Source organism: Lignipirellula cremea, assembly GCF_056501455.1.
Genome location: NZ_CM151415.1, coordinates 3,257,540 through 3,273,021, shown reverse-complemented (window position 1 = coordinate 3,273,021; position 15,482 = coordinate 3,257,540). Strand labels below are relative to the sequence as shown.

The following is a 15,482-nucleotide window of genomic DNA, read 5'->3' as shown; positions in this document are numbered from 1 at the left end:
GAACACCGCGACGTTAGACGTCCCAACTTCCGAAGAACGTCATGGCGAAAAACTGTACCAGCATCAGCGCCATCAGGACGTACAGGAACACGAACAGATGATGGTTCCGATAGCTTTCCTTGCCGCGGTAGATCCGCGATAACTGCCAGGTACGGTAGGGGATTTGAGCGACGACGAGCAGGAAAAAGTAGACGCCCGCGGGATTGAAGAGCCACGCTCGCGCGAGGTCGCCCTGCGCCATGCTGATGAAGCACCGCGTCAAACCGCAGCCGGGACACTCGCGGTCGAACAGGATCTTCGACGAACAGAGCGGCGGCAGGGGCTGATTCAGGATCGGGACGATCACTGCCTCCTCGCGCGCCGTTCCGGGAACGCTGAGCAGCAGGGCCAGGCCCAGTACGACCGACGACGCGATCAACATCGTCCATTGCGATTGCAGGTCGAGCCGACGCAGCGCCTGGCGACGGCGCTGTGCCGTGCTTTCTACCCCGACGTCCGCCGAGACAGGATCGGCGCCATGGGGCGTGATCCCGTCCTGCGCCGAAGCGTCAGCGTCTGGTTCGGCGATCGTGTCCGACATCGGATCTAGAGCGTCTTTCGTTCTCGTCGCAAGTTCATTTCTCGCGAGCGGAAGGCGTCAGCCCTCCGTGTTTCCGTCGATCCGACGCGCCTTGGACGAGCGGATGCGGCTGCGACGATCGATTGGGGTCGCTTCGGGCACGCCGTTGACGACTGCCGGGGCGTTGCCGCATTATAGGCTGCGCGCTTTCTCCGCGGTCGGCTCAGCTTCGTCGTCGTCCGGGACCCTCACGAGTTGGAACCGCGATGCGACAGCCGATTCAAATATTCGTCACCGTTCCCTCGGAAGAGGCGGCGGACGCGATCGCGCAGCTTCTCGTCGAGCGGCACGTCGCGGCCTGCGCGCAGGTCTCGTCCGCGATCACGAGCTTCTTCTGGTGGAACGAGAAACTGGACATGGCCCGCGAGCGGATCGTCCTGGCGAAGACCTTCGGCGACCTGTTCGAGGACGCCGCGGCGGTCGTGCGGGAGAAGCATCCCTACCGCACGCCGGAGATCCTGGCCGTGCCGATCTCGCACGTCACGAGCGACTACCTGGCGTGGATGAACAAGTCGGCGCCGCAGCGAGCCCCTTCATGAACGGCGACGTATGACCGTCGGTCCGACGATCCTGGCGATCCTTTACGCGGCGCCGCAGGGAACCAGTTCCGAAGGCGATCCGCCGCCGATCGAGGATCGCCGACTCGGCGCTCCGTTCGAGACGACGCTGGAAGAGGCGCTCGAAGCGATCGAGCGGCAGCCGCGGGGCTATGTCGAGCCGGACGGGTCGTTCTCGCTGCACGCGGAGAGCGAAGCGGAAGCGTCCGCCGACATCCGCATCGACGGCGAAGTCTACGACTTCGTCGCGCCCGGCGTCGGCAGCCGCGTCCATCACGTCGACGTGCGAGGTCCTGCCGTCGCCGCGCTCTGGCAGACGATCTTCGACGCCCTCTCGCCGCGCGGAGCCGAAGGCGTCGTGGTGTTTCTACCTTCCGCCGGAGAAGCGCTCTCCGGCGAAGCGTTCCTCGCCCGACTGGCAGCGACCTGAGCCGCGGGCGTGCGAGCGATTCGTCGAGGGCTCAGTCCAGCTTGATATCGTAGGTGCCTGGTCCGCTGACGTCGTAGGTCAGACCGGAGGTGCCGGCGGCAGAGTACTTCTGCGGAAACGGAAGCTTCGGCATCGCCATCGGGTTGGCCGAGTCCGGGATGTTGGCCGGGTCCGGAGGAAGCGTCACGGAAACCTGGTACTTCCCCGGAAGCGCCGAGACCTTATACGCCCCGCTCGCATCCGTCTTGGCGAGCGCCGTCTCCCCGGTGGTTCCGAGAAAGACGACCTGCACGTCAGGGACCGGCTTGCCGGCGGAGGTGACGGTGCCCGTCACTTCGTTCATCGCAGGTCCGCACCCGAGAATCAAGGCCGACGCCGACAGGACCAGACAGCAGACGAGACGATTCATGCAGCAATGCACTCCGGTGGCGAAACGATGGCAGGGAGAATATCGGAAGGTGACGACAGCGCGAACGCGACGAGCTACGGCGCCTGTGCCGTTTCGCCGCGGTCCATCGTGCCGAGGCTGCGATAGACGTCGAGGGCGATGGTCTGCGACACGAAGATGACGTGTCCGTCGCCGAGACAAAACTGGCCTCCGCCCGAATGACGGCTCTGAAAGGAGTAGTTGTTCGGCCAGTCGTGCGCGCAGGCGACGGCGTCGGATTCCTTGTTGCCCGTGTTCTGACATTGAGCCCGGGCGTTGAGCGGGACGGCGCAGGTGCCGGTGACGTAGTTGAAGAAGAACCAGCCCGAATGGTTGTCGTGCTGCGGCAGTCCTTCGCCGACCATAAAAGTGTTGCTCAGCCCGTCGGTCGCCTGAGCGAAGCGGGTCGAACAGGCTCGCCCGTGACCGCGAAAGAAGAAGCCGTTTCCGGCATTGAGCCCGTCGCCGTTCGTGGCCCAGGCGCTGTTTCCCCAGGGAGTCTGAACCGTCTGGAAGTTCCCCCACGTCCAATTCGATCCGCAGACGCCGCGGTAGTTGTTCATCGCCAGTTCGGTCGGCGCCCCGGTTCCGCCGTGATTGTGCCGTCCGCTCATTCGTTCTTCCGTTCCCGAGCTGGGACAGAGATAGGACGCGATCACGGTGCGCGCGGCGAAGGCGTTGCTGGGATTGTTGGGCGTGTTGTAGTTGCCGCCGTTTCGAGGGTCGTTCGAGTCGGTGTAGGTGAAGTCGATCATGTCATAGAGCGGCCCCTGCTCCATGAACGGGAGCGCCTGCGTCATCCAACTCGTCATCCTCACGTCTGCAGGCGACGGGAAGTTGAACGGCGCGCTCCCGAACGCGAAGTTCGTCGGCAGCTTCTTATGGACGTCGTGATAGTTGTGGCAGGCGATCCCGAGGTTTTTCAGGTTGTTGCCGCACGACATCCGGTTCGCCGCCTCGCGAGCCGCCTGGACCGCCGGAAGCAACAGAGCGACGAGCACCCCGATGATGGCGATGACGACCAGAAGTTCGACGAGCGTGAAGGCCTTGCGCAACGACATATCGCTTCTCCCAAAGTATCCGGGCGCCCAGAAGGAGCGCAGCAGCATGCCCAGCCTCCCGTCCGCCGGCGTAAGGACGCACGGCGGGCGCTTATTTAAGATTCTCAAGCGACGCTCGACTTATGGCAGTTGCGTCGCTTCGCCGTTGTAGCAAGTTCCGGCGCCGCGATAGACGGCAAGGTCGATCTGGTCGGCCACGAAGCGAACGCTTCCGTCGCCAAGACAGAATTGGCCGCCGCCGGGGTGGCGCGCCATGAACGAATAGTTGTTTGGCCAGGATCCTGCTGCCGCGACGCGATCCGCTTCCTTGTTCCCCGTATTGGGGGAGACGGCCTTAGCGTTGAGCGGAACAGCGCACGTGCCGGTGACGCCGTTGAACCAGGGCCAGGCGGTGTGCGTGCAATGGGTCGGAATCGCTTCGCCGATCATGAGCGTATTGCTCAGCCCGTCCGTGCACTTGGCGAATTTCTCGGACTTCGCCTTCCCGAATCCGCGACCGAACAGACCGTTCGAATCGTCCAGGCCATTGGGATTAGGCGTCGCGAAAGGAGTTCCGTTCGTCCCGAACGCGCTTCCCCAGCCCGAATCCCAGTTCGCTCCGCAGACGCCTTTGTAATTGGTCGTGCCGATCGTCAGGCCTTCGAGGTTGGCCGCATCGGTGCGAAATCCCTCGTTCGTTCCGTCAGAGGGACACGTGAATGGCGAGAGCGGTCGTCCAGCGACCCACAGATTGCTTGGTTGATTGGGGTTACGCGGATCGTTGTTGATTCCGTATCGAAAGTCGTAGACATCGTAAAGCGGCGTCTGTTCGATGAACGGCAGGACCGACAGCAGCCAACTGGTCTGCGGAGTCGAGGAACCGAACGCGCCGTTCATGTAATTCAGCGGCAGCTTCTTGTGCGTGTCGTGGTAGTTGTGGCAGCCGATGCCGAGCTGCTTCAGATTGTTGCCGCAGGACATGCGGTTGGCCGCTTCGCGAGCAGCCTGAACGGCCGGCAGGAGCAGAGCCACCAGCACGCCGATGATTGCAATGACTACCAGCAATTCAACGAGCGTGAACGCCGAACGCATGCGCATGAACGAACCCTTCGAGATAAGAGCGGATACAGGGCCGACGATCGAATGAACCGAGCGAGGGTAGCCGAGCGTCGCGAAAAACGAGAAAAACAGGATAAGAGGGGAAACAGCAGTTCCCATCGTCAGTTTAGCGACTTGCTTAGCACGCAATCAATAAAACTCTTTCGGAAATCGTTCGGTTAAGCGAAGTTTCTCTCCGCCGAAGGCGAACTTGAACCCCGTCCGTCGCTGCGCAGCGGGCATGATACTCACGCACGAACTGCTGGAAGCGCTGGCACAAGCAGCCTGCCAGCGACGTCTTGCTTGACGGTTCAGTAGTCTCCGCCGCAGCAGGTGCCGAATGCGACAGGAGGAAGGATGAGCCGTCTGCTTGCCGCATTGCCGAATGACTGGCGCGCTGCGCTGGAACGAGTTTGCCCTGACCCGATCACGCCCGAACTGGAAGCGTTCGTCGAAGCGGAGTACGCGGCGGGCGACGTCTATCCGCCGCGGGAGCGGATGTTCGCAGCGCTGAAAGCGGCGCCGCTGGCGGACGTTCGCGTGGCGATCGTCGGCCAGGATCCCTATCACGGCGCAGGCCAGGCGCATGGCCTCTGCTTCTCCGTCGCCCCGGGCGTCGCGACGCCGCCGTCGCTGAGGAACATCTTTCGCGAATTGAAAGACGATCTGGGGATCGACCCGCCGGATCATGGCTGCCTGCTCTCCTGGGCCAGGCAAGGCGTTCTGCTGGCGAATGCCGTCCTGACCGTACGTGCGGGAGAGCCGCAGTCGCATGCGAAGCGGGGATGGGAACGCTTCACCGACGCTGTTCTGCGCGCCGTCGCCGCGAAAGAAGAGCGGGTCGTCTTTCTGCTTTGGGGAAAGCCGGCCCAGACGAAGCGAGCGCTGGTCGAGCGCGAGCCGCACGTCGTGCTCGCCTCGGCCCATCCGTCGCCGCTCGCTGCGCGGAACGGATTCTTCGGCAGCAAGCCTTTCTCGCGCGCGAATGCCGCGCTCGTCGCAGCGCGTCGTTCGCCGATCGACTGGAGCCTGCCTCCGATCGACGCGAGCGAGTTGCCATGAAACGCGGCGATTGCGTCAACGAAAAAGGGCCTGCACATGGCAGGCCCTTCCGCATCCAATAACGAGCGACGTCGAACCGCTTACGGAAGCTGCGTCTGCTCGCCGCCGTTCATGGTCCCGCCGCCGCGATAGACGACCAGGTCGATCGTATCGCCGAGGAAGCGCACGCTGGCGTCGCCGAGCGTGACCTGGGCTCCTCCCGAATGGCGACTCATGAAGCCGTTGTTGTTGTTGAAGTCGGCCTTGCAGAGGATGCGGTCCTGCTCCTTGTTGCCGGTGACGCCGCTGCACACGGCCTTGGCGTTGAGCGGGATGGCCGTCGTGGCCCAGGTTCCGTCGTACCAGAACCAGGCCGAATTCGTGTTGTGCACCGGAATGGTCTCGCCGATCAGAATCGTGTTGCTGAGTCCGTCCGTGCAGGAGGCCATCTTCGTGCAGACCGCCGGATTCGGCGCCAGCCCGCGACCGAAGAAGCCGTTCGGTCGAGCCAGACCGTCCGCGTTCGGCGTGTTGAACGGCGGGATCGCGGCGGTGGTGTGCGTTCCGAGGTTCCAGTTGGAGCCCGAGCAGCCCTTGTAGTTCGTCCCCGCCACCGGAACGCTCGTCAGGTTCAGCCGATCGGTGAACAGTTCCCGGCTCGATCCGTCGCTGGGACAGAAGTAGGCTTCCAGGATCTGCTGGGCGACGAACGGATTGCTTCCGGCGGTCGGCGCGGTCGTGCCGCCGACGTTCTCCGGATCGTTCGTCAGGCTGAAGTTGACGTTGATCGTGTCGTACAGCGAGCCCTGTTCGATGAACGGCAGAATGCCGACCATCCAACTGTTGTAAGCGCGACTGCCGGAGGTCGCCGTCGCCGACGCGTAATTGAGCGGAAACCGCTTGTACGTGTCGTGATAGTTGTGGGTCGCCAGGCCCAACTGCTTCAGATTATTGCCGCAGGACATGCGGTTGGCCGCTTCGCGAGCCGCCTGCACCGCAGGAAGCAGCAGCGCCACGAGAACGCCGATGATGGCGATGACCACCAAGAGCTCGACGAGCGTAAACCCCTTGCGACGACCCATTCCAGACCCCTCCCCCGCACTTGCGTGCACGATGCCGACGGCGCAGCGGCCGCCCTTAGAACCGTTAGCCGGCTGGGTTAGGGAGGATAACCCGCACAGCTAATTACAGTCCTCGATCGTTTCATTCAGAGGCGTTCGAAGCAAGACAATTCCGGACAGAACTCTCCAATTTGAGGGAATCCATTCTGAATAATGGTAGAGATCGGGCCCGCATTCGTTCGCTTCGATCGAGCTAGGGACGGCTCAGCCCCGTTTCCCGGCCAGGATGCGTCCCAGAAAGCCCCGTCCGCGAGGCGCAGTGGCGTGCCACTCTTGTTCCCAGTCGAGTTCGGGCGACGACGTGATGACGCGTCGTTCCGGCAGCAGCACCGCGCTCAATTCGCCTGCGACGCCGGCGGTCGTATCGCACAGAATACGTCGCTCGCGGAACTCGACCCGCTCGACGTACACGTGGCCCGAAATCACCGCGCGGTCGCAATCCTCCGGCGGATCCTCGAAAGCGAGTTCGCGTTCGCAGAGCCACTCGGGGCGATGTAGCGTGAAATCGCGTTCGCGCAGAACCGCGAGTTGGGTGTCCAGCGGCATTCGGTTCGAGAGTCCCGCGTGGACGAGCAGGAATTCGTCGTGCTCCGCCATCCACGGCAAGCTGGCGAGAAGATCCTGGTGCGTCCGGGGGACGACGCAGGCGAGTTCGGCCAGGTCGCCGTACTCGACATCGTAGGAAGCGAACGTCGTTTTCGAGTCGTAATGCGCCAGCCAGCGAGATCGCCAGTCACAGGCCGACGGCGTCGGCACGAGGTCGAGCGCGGCGGCCATCGCGTAGTCGTGGTTTCCCGCCACGGCGGTCGTCTTCTGGTGCACCCGACGAAGCTGCAGGAACCGTTCGAGCACGCCGCGAGGATCCGGACCGCGGTCGACCAGGTCTCCCGCGAAGGCGATGGTTCGTCGCAGCGCGAGCGGCGTCTGGAAGAGTTTCTCCAGCAGCCGATCGAGCTTTTCGAGTTGCCCATGCACGTCGCCGATGACCGCGACGGGGCCGGAGAGCTGGGTAGGCAGATTCATCGATCGGTCCGACGACATGCCGTCGCCCGGTAATGCGGAGGTTTCGCCGGGAGAGGCGAGCGGGTTCTAGCAAAGAGAGCCCGAAGCGTGAACGTCAGTTCGCGCGGTCGCCGGATCCTCCCAGGAACCGTCTCACGACTCGATCGACTCCCAGCGTCCTGAGCGACCGCTGGCGAAGATCGCCTCGATCACGACCATATTCGCGACGGCGTCCTCGATGGGGGTAGGCACGGGCTTGTCGTCGAGGACGGCCTCGGCGAACAGGTCGCCCTGGATCGTGTACTGGTCCGCGACGTCACAAAGAATCTCGTTCGTCCGCCCGTCGCTCTCATGCCAAAGCCGGCAAGGCTTATCGGGCGGCGCGTTGAACGGGATTTCGATCTCGACCCGGCCGCGCTCGCCCAGCAGGTGGACCCGCTGGTAAGGAACGAGTTGCGTCGAGCAGGTGAACGTCGACGTGCCCCCCTCGAATTCCAAAATCGCCGAGGCGATCCGGTCGACGCCGAAGCGGGGGTCGATTTCGACGCAGCCGAAAACTCGCTTCGGTTCGCCGCCGAAAATGAAGCGACTGAGCGAGATCGGGTAGCAGCCGATATCCATCAGCCCGCCGCCGCCCATGCCGGCCTGATTCCGGATATCGGTTCCGTCGTCGTTGAAGTAGGAGAACAGGGTCGAGATCGTCTTCAGGGCGCCGATCGACCCGTTCGTCGAGAGGCGCTTCGCTTCGATCCACTGCGGATGGTGGCGGTACATGAACGCCTCCATCAGCTTCAGCCGGGGATGCTCCTTCCCCGCGGCAGCCAGTCGACGCCCTTCCTCCGCCGACAGACCGATCGGCTTCTCGCACAGGACGTGTTTGCCCGCCTGCAACGCCTGAATCGAGACGGGAACGTGGAGGTGATTGGGCAGCGGGTTGTAGATCGCGTCGACCTCAGGGTCGGCGAACAGATCTTCGTAGCTCCCGTACGCGCGGGGAATGCCGAGCCGCGACGCGGCGGCCTGAGCCTTGGCCAGATCCCGCGACGCGATCGCGACGACCTCCGTCCGGGCGCCTCGCTGCATGGCGGGGATGACCTTCATGGTCCCGATGTTGGCCGTGCTGACGATCCCCCAGCGAAGCTTTCGCGTCATAAGTCGTATCAATGAAGAGAGCGATGAGGCGAACAGGTAAACATGCGAACGGTCGGAGCGACCCGACATCGTCGTCTGTAAATCCGCGATGATTCTAAACGGGAGAACGCTTCCCGAGCATCCGGTCCCAATGCGACGGAGGTCCCGGACGGCGGCGTACAACAGAATTTTCTGTTGGGTCGTTCATGCTGCCGGGAAAATCGATTGGAACGGGCAAGGCGGCCTTAAACCCCTCAAACGTCGCATCGGCGCTACGACCGCACCCCTCGAAAGGTAAGGTCTTCTCCCTCGGCGACTTAGCTCGCGTCCCGAATTCCAGAAAGCGACCCTTCGATCGTTGCTCTCTTCTCGGATCGGAACTATCGTTGGCCTGTGGAAGCTGCCCCTGAAGGAGCTTCTTCCGCGACCGTCAGTTCCTGTCGGCGCGGGAGGAATCGCCGCGAAGTTCCTCCCGATTCCCGCCATCGCCCCCGGGACCTTGCGTTCCGGCACCCGTCCACCCCGCCGCCCATCGGATATGAATCGCACGCTTCTCGTCACCGGCGGCGCCGGATTCATCGGTTCCAACCTGGTGCGTCTGCTGCTTCAGGAGACGGACTGGCACGTCGTCAATATCGACAAGCTGACGTATGCCGGTAATCAGGAGTCGCTGGCGGACGTCATGGGGCACCCGCGGCACGAGTTCGTTCAGCGCTGTATCCGCGAACCGCTGCTCGATCTGATCGAGGCGCACCAGCCCGCCGGCATTCTGCACTTGGCCGCGGAATCGCACGTCGACCGATCGATCGACGGCCCCCGCGAGTTCGTCCTGACCAACGTGGTCGGCACGTTCGAACTGCTCCAGGCTTCGCTGCAGTACTGGCGAACGCTGGAGGCCGACGACCAGCAGCGATTCCGCTTCGTCCATATCTCGACCGACGAAGTATTCGGCAGCCTCGGCGCCGAGGGGCTCTTCAGCGAAGACTCCCGTTACGAGCCGAACTCGCCCTATTCGGCGTCGAAAGCCTCGTCGGATCACTTCGTCCGGGCCTACTACCACACGTTCGGCCTGCCGACGGTCACGACGAACTGCTCGAACAACTACGGACCGAGCCAGTTTCCCGAGAAGCTCATTCCGCTGGTCATCCAGAACATTCTGGAAGGGAAGCCGATCCCCGTTTACGGCGACGGCGCCCAGATCCGCGACTGGCTTTACGTCGAAGATCACTGCCGGGCCATCCTCAAGGCTTTCGAGGCGGGCAAGCCGGGCGAGATCTACCTCGTCGGCGGTCGCGCGGAGCGTACGAATCTCGATCTGGTGAAGACCCTCTGCAAACTCGCGGAGGAGGCGGTTCCCTCGCTGCCGGTGCGGCCCGCGGAGAACCTGATCCGCTTCGTCACCGATCGCCCGGGTCACGATCGCCGGTACGCGATCGACTGCACGCGCATCGAACAGGAACTCGGCTGGCGTCGTAAGTACGACCTGGACGAAGGCCTGCGCAAGACCGTTCGCTGGTACGTGGACAATCAACCCTGGGTTCAGCGCGTTCTCGACGGAACCTACCGTCGCGAGCGTCTGGGCATTCTCGCTAAGAATTCGGAGGTCGCCTCGTGACTTCGTCTCATTCCTCCGACCTTAACGGCTCCGCTAGCGCCGGCTTCGACCGCAAGGGAATCATCCTCGCCGGCGGTCGCGGCACCCGGCTGGAACCGCTGACGCGCGTCGTCTGCAAGCAGCTTCTGCCGGTCTACGACAAGCCGATGATCTATTACCCGCTGTCGACGCTGATGCTGTCGGGCGTGCGGGATATCCTGATCATCACCAATCCCGAAGACCTCGAGTGCTTCCAGAGGATCCTCGGCGACGGGTCGCAACTCGGGATCAGCCTGAGCTACGTCCAGCAGGACCAGCCCCGCGGACTGGCGGATGCGTACCGCGTCGGCGCCGAATTCATCGATCGATCGCCGTCGGTTCTGATCCTGGGCGACAACCTGTTTCATGCCCACGGCATGTGCGACATGCTGCGTCGCGCCTCGTCGCGTGATGACGGCGCCACCATCTTCGCCTACTCGGTGCAGGATCCGGAACGCTACGGCATCGTCGAACTCGACGCCGACGACCGGCCTATCTCGCTGGTCGAGAAGCCGAAGAATCCGAAGTCGCACCTCGCGGTTCCAGGGCTTTACTTCTACGACTCGGACGTCGTCGACGTCGTCGCCGATCTGAAGCCTTCGCCCCGCGGCGAACTGGAGATCACCGACGTCAATCGCGTCTATCTCGAATGGGGTCGCCTGCACGTCGAACGTCTCGGACGCGGCGTCGCCTGGCTCGACACGGGCACGCCCGATTCGCTGGCGGACGCTTCGACCTTCGTGCAGATGATCGAGAGCCGTCAGGGACTCAAGATCGCGTGCCTGGAAGAGGTCGCGTATCTGATGGACTTCATCACCCTCGACCAGCTCTACAAACTGGCCGAAGGCTACAAGAGCGACTACGGTCGCTACATCCGCCAGATCGCCGACGACCACCGGACGCTGTCGAAGCCGGCGGCTCAATACGCCGCGGCGATGCGCGGCCTGTAAGCGCCGACGCCTGATTCACCGAGAGATACGCCGACGGCGCGAGACTCGCTCGCGCCGTCGCTTTTTGTATTTAAGCGCCGGCGCTTCCGGTTCGCTGCACCGATGACGCGATCCCGACCCATTCACCCGCTGCGGCAGCGTCGCCTGCTGACGATCGATCGCTGCCTGGGCGCCGCTCGAAAGGTTCCGAGTCGAACGCGGCGCGCGGGCGCAGCCGCGCGGGCGGGAGCCGTTTCGACGGTCCGCGGCGCCGCGACCTCGTTCGGGACCAGGCGAAAGACGCTGGTCGCGATCCTCTCGATGCACCGCAGCGGTTCGAGCGTCACGACGAACGTGCTGCATGAGTTGGGGATGTCGCTGGGTCCGTTCGACCTGCTCGGCGCGACGCCCTTCAACAAGTACGGCCACTTCGAGTCCGAACCGCTGGTCGCCCTCGACCGGGAGATACACCGGGAGGCGCACGGTTACGCCGACGAAGAGGTCTACAACGCGCCCGACCTGATGCGTCGGCTCGAACGCTCGCGCGGCCGATGGACCGGACGCCGCGTCCGAAAGGACTGGCTCGACCGCGGAAGAGAGTTCCTGGATCATCTGCTCGCCTCGGGCGCCGTCGCAGGATTCAAGGATCCCCGCGTCCCGCTGATCTGGCCCTTCTGGCGGCGTCTGATCGCGGAACGAACCGACGTGCGGGTCGTGACGTTGTTTCTCGTGCGTTCGCCTCACGAAGTCGCGATGAGCGTCTTCATGCGAAGCGCGGGCGAGATTCCCTACGAACGAGCGCTCTCCGCCTGCTCGGCCCACTTGCGGCAGATGCTCCGCATTCAGCAGGCATGGACCGGAGACTCGGCCCTGGTGCGCTTCGGCACGCCGCACTACGTCGATGATCTGGAGACGGCGGCGACGCTTTGCGGTCTGGAATGGTCTCCCGAGATCGCTGCCCGGGTGGTCGATCCCCACGAGCGCCATCACCGGGCGGCGTACGTCGCGCATGCGGCGCAGCGGCTGTACGAGCGGCTCGGAGGGGAAGTCGGGGACCTGTCGGCGAAGCGCAATCTGCGGATTCTGCAGGAAGATGCGGCTGAACGGGAAGCGCTGCTCCGCGCCAAGATGCATGCCGCTCGGCGCGAAGCGAAACAGGCGCTGATCGATCGCACGCGAGTAGAATCTCTAGAAGCGAGGCAGCCTTCGACGAAGGACGCGGTCGCGCCGATTTCGCAAGGTAAGGTTGCCGGTCCGACTTCGCACGGCAGCGTCCCGGCGTCGGAAGCCTTCGAAGCGGAGACTAGGCGTCGGTTGGAATCGATGAGAGAGGATCTCGCCGCCGTCCGTCAGTCGCTCGAAGAGCTGCGAACCGGAAAGTCGCGGACTTCGCGCCATCGCGCGGCTTCGCGAACGGTTCGCGATGAGAACCCGACTTGATCGAACTTCGACCGCCCCCCTCGTCTCGTTCGTACTTTACCGACGTCCCGCCCCGCTGCGACTTTTCACGTTACGTCAGGTGACTCGTGGCTGAGATCGAGTTAATCCTTCACCCCGGCTACCCGAAGACCGGCACAAGCGTCATCCAGGCGACGTGCGCTGCGAATCGGCGCGTTCTGGCCAAGCAGCACGGGCTCCTCTATCCCGCGACGGAATCCGACTTTCTCGGCGTCACCCGTCCGAATCACCAGTTCATTTTCTGGCACTCGCCGGAGGTCTGGAAAGACTCGGCGGAGATCCGCCAGTACTTCGTCAAGCTGCGCGAATTCTGCGACGCGCAGAATCTGACGAAGGTTCTGATCAGTTGGGAACGGTTCAGCGATCTTCGCTGGATGGAGGAGATGCGGACCATCGCGCCGGAACTCGGCATGCGGACGCGGATCCTCGTGTACCACCGGCGGCAAGATTACTGGATCGAATCGGCCTGGAAGCAGTGGTTCAACAAGCTGCCTGAGGATCCGACGATTTCCCAGTACGCGCTCGAAGCGGACGGCGACTGGTACGCGCAGACCGAGCGCTGGGCATCCTACTTCGGACGCGAGAACATCACGCTCCGCGTCTATGAAAAGCAACAGCTCAAGGGAGGTCTGGTCAAGGACTTCTTCGACGCCGTCGGAATCAGCGCCGACGTCGTCGATACGCTGGCGCCTGCGGGCAAGGACAACGCCTCGTCGAACGTCGGCTTCAGCCGCGACGTGATGGCCCTGCTGACGCATTGCCGCGGACTCAGCGCGGGCCGGCACGATCATGGCGTGTTCCACATGCTGGGGTCGCTGCTCGACGATTCGTTCAAGAAGCGCGAGTTCGAAACGTACAGCCTGCTGTCGCCGGCCCAGCGGATCGACATCCTGCAACGCTGGGAAGAGTCGAACCAGAAGCTCGCCCGCGATTATCTGGGACGAGCGGACGGACGGCTCTTCTACGAGCCGTGGCCGAAGGAGACCGATCCCTGGATGCCGTTCGAGGGCGTCGATCTCGCCAGGGCAGCGCCGATTTTCATGCGGATGTTCATGACGCTGAACGAGCAGGTCGAAACGCTGCAGGCGAAGATCGACAAGCTCGAAGCGCAGACGCATGCGGCGTCAGCAGCCGCGGCCGATGCCCGGGCGCTCTCGTACGCGGGCGCCAAGTCCGGGTTTCTAACGCGGACCTTACAGTCGCTGCGTCGCAAGTTTCTCTCCTGACGGCGCTGAGCGGCTCCGTCAGAGCTTTTCAGAACGTCATCTTTCGGGGAACGACCTCGGCAGGCGGATTTCGTGATCGGTCGGATCGTCCAGTTCGTCTCCGCGCCCTTCCGCCGCGCCCGCGTTCTGCACGCGGCGCTCGACGCACCGGGCGAAACGACGATCGTCCGCGATCCCTACCTCCTCAGCATCGACGGCTGGGCGTTCGTGCCGGGAGAGCGCCTCTCCCGCGTCCGGATTCTGCTGAACGGCGACCCGCTCGGCTACGCCCAGCTCGACGCCTGGCGCCCTGACGTTCGCGATCTGCGCCCTGACGAGAAGCCGCCGGAACGGTGCGGCTTCGCGGAAACCTACCGGCTCGCACGGCCGATTCCGCCCGGGGTGAACAAGATCCGCCTGGAAGCCGAGCTGCGCGACGGGTCCGTCCTCGGCGTCGACTTCTACGTCTGGGTTGAAGTCATTCCGGACTTCAAGACGGAATACGAGCGGACGAACGCGGTCGCCTATCGATCGTTCCTCGCCTCGGGCGCCCGACTGGTCTTCGAACTGCCCGACGCTCCGGAAGTCTCGATCATCATCCCCGCCTACAAGCGGGAGCAACTGACCTTCGCGGCGCTTCAGTCGATTCGTTCGACCATGACCGTGCCGACGGAAGTCATCGTGATCGACAACTCGCCTGACGACGGCACGGCGCTCATGGCGGAGCGAATCGACGGCATCCGGTACGTTCGCAACGAGACGAACGAAGGCTTCGGTCCGGCGATCAATCGGGCTGCCCAGCTTGCGCGGGGCCGTGCGCTGGTCATCATGAACAACGACTGCGCCCTGGTGAACGACGCGGTCGGAAACGCTCTCAAGCGACTCGACTCCGATCACTCGATCGGCGCCGTGGGAGGACGGATCCACCTGCTCGACGGAACCCTTCAGGAAGCGGGTTGCAAGGTTCTGGATCAGGCCGGCACGGAAGGCGTCGGTCGCCTGCTGCCGATCGAAACGCCGCGGCACCGACACGTGCGAGAGATCGACTACGCCTCGGCGGTCTTCCTGGCGGTCGACACGGCCCTGTTCCGAAAACTCGGCGGGTTCGACGACGCCTACGCCCCCGCCTATTACGAAGATACGGATCTCTGCACGTGCATCTGGAAGGCGGGACGACGCGTCGTGTACGACCCGTCGATCGCCGTCCTGCACATGGAGAACGCGTCGACCACGCACGAAGAGCGGTGGAAGCTCTACTTTCGTAATCGCGAGTTCTATCGCTCCAAGCATCCGGAACTGGATCAGGTCGAGTTCGACCCGGCGAGGTACGACTGCCGATCGAGCGCCGTCTATCAGCCGGATCGCGACAGGCCGCGCGCGATGATCTTCGTCTCGAAGTTCGCGTGCCCGAGCGGTTGCGAAGCCGGTCGACGCGTTCGCGAAGCGGCCTCCGACCTGATCCAGGCGGGCTGCCGGGTGACGATCGTCGCGCCGGACGGATCATCCGACGGCGCGACGGAGCGGGCGGACTTCGAGGACTCGATCGAGCTGCATCCGCAGACGTCGTCCGAAGCCCTGTCGGCGATCCTGCAGGAGCGAGGATCGCGCGACGAGCTGATCCTGTTCGCGGACGAAGCCGCCGAACGCGCCTATCGTCCCGTCGTTTCATCGCTTTCCCCGACAGCATCTTTCGTCCGGCTCGATCTGCCCGGACCAGACGAGTCGCTGTCGTTCGCCGTCCAGGCGATTCGGAAGCGGTGAATGCTGTCCGGATCGCCCTCACTACCGGCG

The 15,482-nt window shown here is 63.8% G+C and carries 15 protein-coding genes; 8 read left to right on the top strand and 7 right to left on the bottom strand.

Annotation, left to right across the window (positions count from 1 at the left end):
- Positions 1 to 13 precede the first annotated feature (13 nt).
- Positions 14 to 580 (bottom strand): DUF2752 domain-containing protein, encoded by a 567-nt coding sequence (locus SH602x_RS12910; protein ID WP_479472702.1) that lies wholly within the window; start codon positions 578 to 580, stop codon positions 14 to 16.
- Positions 581 to 825: 245 nt separating this feature from the next.
- Between SH602x_RS12910 and cutA the strand changes: the two genes are divergently transcribed.
- Both cutA and SH602x_RS12900 read left to right on the top strand, forming a co-directional pair.
- A complete protein-coding gene (cutA, locus tag SH602x_RS12905) occupies positions 826 to 1,158 on the top strand; it encodes a divalent-cation tolerance protein CutA (protein WP_479472701.1) in 333 nt (110 codons plus the stop codon).
- Between the two features lie 10 nt (positions 1,159 to 1,168).
- Positions 1,169 to 1,606: a hypothetical protein gene (locus tag SH602x_RS12900; protein ID WP_479472700.1), complete on the top strand. Its 438-nt coding sequence runs from the start codon at positions 1,169 to 1,171 to the stop codon at positions 1,604 to 1,606.
- A 31-nt stretch (positions 1,607 to 1,637) separates the two neighbouring features.
- Here the strand turns inward: SH602x_RS12900 and SH602x_RS12895 are convergent, their stop codons facing one another.
- From SH602x_RS12895 to SH602x_RS12885, 3 genes are all read right to left on the bottom strand, one after another.
- Positions 1,638 to 2,015, bottom strand: coding sequence for a carboxypeptidase-like regulatory domain-containing protein (locus SH602x_RS12895; protein ID WP_479472699.1), 378 nt, complete (start codon positions 2,013 to 2,015; stop codon positions 1,638 to 1,640).
- Positions 2,016 to 2,089: 74 nt separating this feature from the next.
- Positions 2,090 to 3,094, bottom strand: coding sequence for a DUF1559 family PulG-like putative transporter (locus tag SH602x_RS12890; protein WP_479472698.1), 1,005 nt, complete (start codon positions 3,092 to 3,094; stop codon positions 2,090 to 2,092).
- Between the two features lie 120 nt (positions 3,095 to 3,214).
- Positions 3,215 to 4,171: a DUF1559 family PulG-like putative transporter gene (locus tag SH602x_RS12885; RefSeq protein ID WP_479472697.1), complete on the bottom strand. Its 957-nt coding sequence runs from the start codon at positions 4,169 to 4,171 to the stop codon at positions 3,215 to 3,217.
- A gap of 357 nt (positions 4,172 to 4,528) precedes the next feature.
- Here SH602x_RS12885 and ung point away from each other — a divergent pair, with 357 nt between their 5' ends.
- Entirely contained in the window at positions 4,529 to 5,233 is a 705-nt protein-coding gene (gene ung / locus SH602x_RS12880) for a uracil-DNA glycosylase (protein WP_479472696.1), read from the top strand.
- 80 nt (positions 5,234 to 5,313) lie between these two features.
- Here the strand turns inward: ung and SH602x_RS12875 are convergent, their stop codons facing one another.
- The 3 genes from SH602x_RS12875 to SH602x_RS12865 form a co-directional block, all read right to left on the bottom strand.
- Positions 5,314 to 6,294 carry a DUF1559 family PulG-like putative transporter gene (locus tag SH602x_RS12875; protein WP_479472695.1) on the bottom strand — a complete coding sequence of 327 codons (981 nt, stop codon included), beginning with the start codon at positions 6,292 to 6,294 and terminating at the stop codon, positions 5,314 to 5,316.
- A 243-nt stretch (positions 6,295 to 6,537) separates the two neighbouring features.
- Positions 6,538 to 7,356, bottom strand: a complete 819-nt coding sequence (locus SH602x_RS12870; protein WP_479472694.1) for a metallophosphoesterase — start codon at positions 7,354 to 7,356, stop codon at positions 6,538 to 6,540.
- Between the two features lie 132 nt (positions 7,357 to 7,488).
- Positions 7,489 to 8,487, bottom strand: a complete 999-nt coding sequence (locus SH602x_RS12865) for a Gfo/Idh/MocA family protein (RefSeq protein WP_479472693.1) — start codon at positions 8,485 to 8,487, stop codon at positions 7,489 to 7,491.
- Between the two features lie 517 nt (positions 8,488 to 9,004).
- Between SH602x_RS12865 and rfbB the strand changes: the two genes are divergently transcribed.
- The 5 genes from rfbB to SH602x_RS12840 all read left to right on the top strand — a co-directional run bounded on the left by rfbB (position 9,005) and on the right by SH602x_RS12840 (position 15,452).
- The gene (gene rfbB, locus SH602x_RS12860) at positions 9,005 to 10,081 is read left to right on the top strand and encodes a dTDP-glucose 4,6-dehydratase (RefSeq protein WP_479472692.1); all 1,077 of its coding nucleotides are present in this window, start codon (positions 9,005 to 9,007) and stop codon (positions 10,079 to 10,081) included.
- Positions 10,078 to 11,049 (top strand): glucose-1-phosphate thymidylyltransferase RfbA, encoded by a 972-nt coding sequence (gene rfbA, locus SH602x_RS12855; RefSeq protein ID WP_479472691.1) that lies wholly within the window; start codon positions 10,078 to 10,080, stop codon positions 11,047 to 11,049. Before rfbB ends, rfbA begins: the two co-directional genes overlap by 4 nt.
- A 102-nt stretch (positions 11,050 to 11,151) precedes the next feature.
- Positions 11,152 to 12,468, top strand: a complete 1,317-nt coding sequence (locus SH602x_RS12850; protein WP_479472690.1) for a hypothetical protein — start codon at positions 11,152 to 11,154, stop codon at positions 12,466 to 12,468.
- Positions 12,469 to 12,554: 86 nt separating this feature from the next.
- Positions 12,555 to 13,712 (top strand): hypothetical protein, encoded by a 1,158-nt coding sequence (locus SH602x_RS12845; RefSeq protein ID WP_479472689.1) that lies wholly within the window; start codon positions 12,555 to 12,557, stop codon positions 13,710 to 13,712.
- A 72-nt stretch (positions 13,713 to 13,784) separates the two neighbouring features.
- A complete protein-coding gene (locus SH602x_RS12840; protein WP_479472688.1) occupies positions 13,785 to 15,452 on the top strand; it encodes a glycosyltransferase family 2 protein in 1,668 nt (555 codons plus the stop codon).
- The last annotated feature ends 30 nt before the right edge of the window (positions 15,453 to 15,482 follow it).

Excerpts from the sequence above, each read along its gene's own strand:
- SH602x_RS12885 (WP_479472697.1), bottom strand. The coding sequence starts at position 4,171 with ATGCGCATGCGTTCGGCGTTCACGCTCGTTGAATTGCTGGTAGTCATT.
- ung (WP_479472696.1), top strand. The coding sequence starts at position 4,529 with ATGAGCCGTCTGCTTGCCGCATTGCCGAATGACTGGCGCGCTGCGCTG.
- SH602x_RS12875 (WP_479472695.1), bottom strand. The coding sequence starts at position 6,294 with ATGGGTCGTCGCAAGGGGTTTACGCTCGTCGAGCTCTTGGTGGTCATC.
- SH602x_RS12850 (WP_479472690.1), top strand. The coding sequence starts at position 11,152 with ATGACGCGATCCCGACCCATTCACCCGCTGCGGCAGCGTCGCCTGCTG.
- SH602x_RS12865 (WP_479472693.1), bottom strand. The coding sequence starts at position 8,487 with ATGACGCGAAAGCTTCGCTGGGGGATCGTCAGCACGGCCAACATCGGG.
- SH602x_RS12895 (WP_479472699.1), bottom strand. The coding sequence starts at position 2,015 with ATGAATCGTCTCGTCTGCTGTCTGGTCCTGTCGGCGTCGGCCTTGATT.
- cutA (WP_479472701.1), top strand. The coding sequence starts at position 826 with ATGCGACAGCCGATTCAAATATTCGTCACCGTTCCCTCGGAAGAGGCG.
- SH602x_RS12890 (WP_479472698.1), bottom strand. The coding sequence starts at position 3,094 with ATGTCGTTGCGCAAGGCCTTCACGCTCGTCGAACTTCTGGTCGTCATC.
- SH602x_RS12900 (WP_479472700.1), top strand. The coding sequence starts at position 1,169 with ATGACCGTCGGTCCGACGATCCTGGCGATCCTTTACGCGGCGCCGCAG.
- rfbB (WP_479472692.1), top strand. The coding sequence starts at position 9,005 with ATGAATCGCACGCTTCTCGTCACCGGCGGCGCCGGATTCATCGGTTCC.
- SH602x_RS12910 (WP_479472702.1), bottom strand. The coding sequence starts at position 580 with ATGTCGGACACGATCGCCGAACCAGACGCTGACGCTTCGGCGCAGGAC.
- SH602x_RS12870 (WP_479472694.1), bottom strand. The coding sequence starts at position 7,356 with ATGAATCTGCCTACCCAGCTCTCCGGCCCCGTCGCGGTCATCGGCGAC.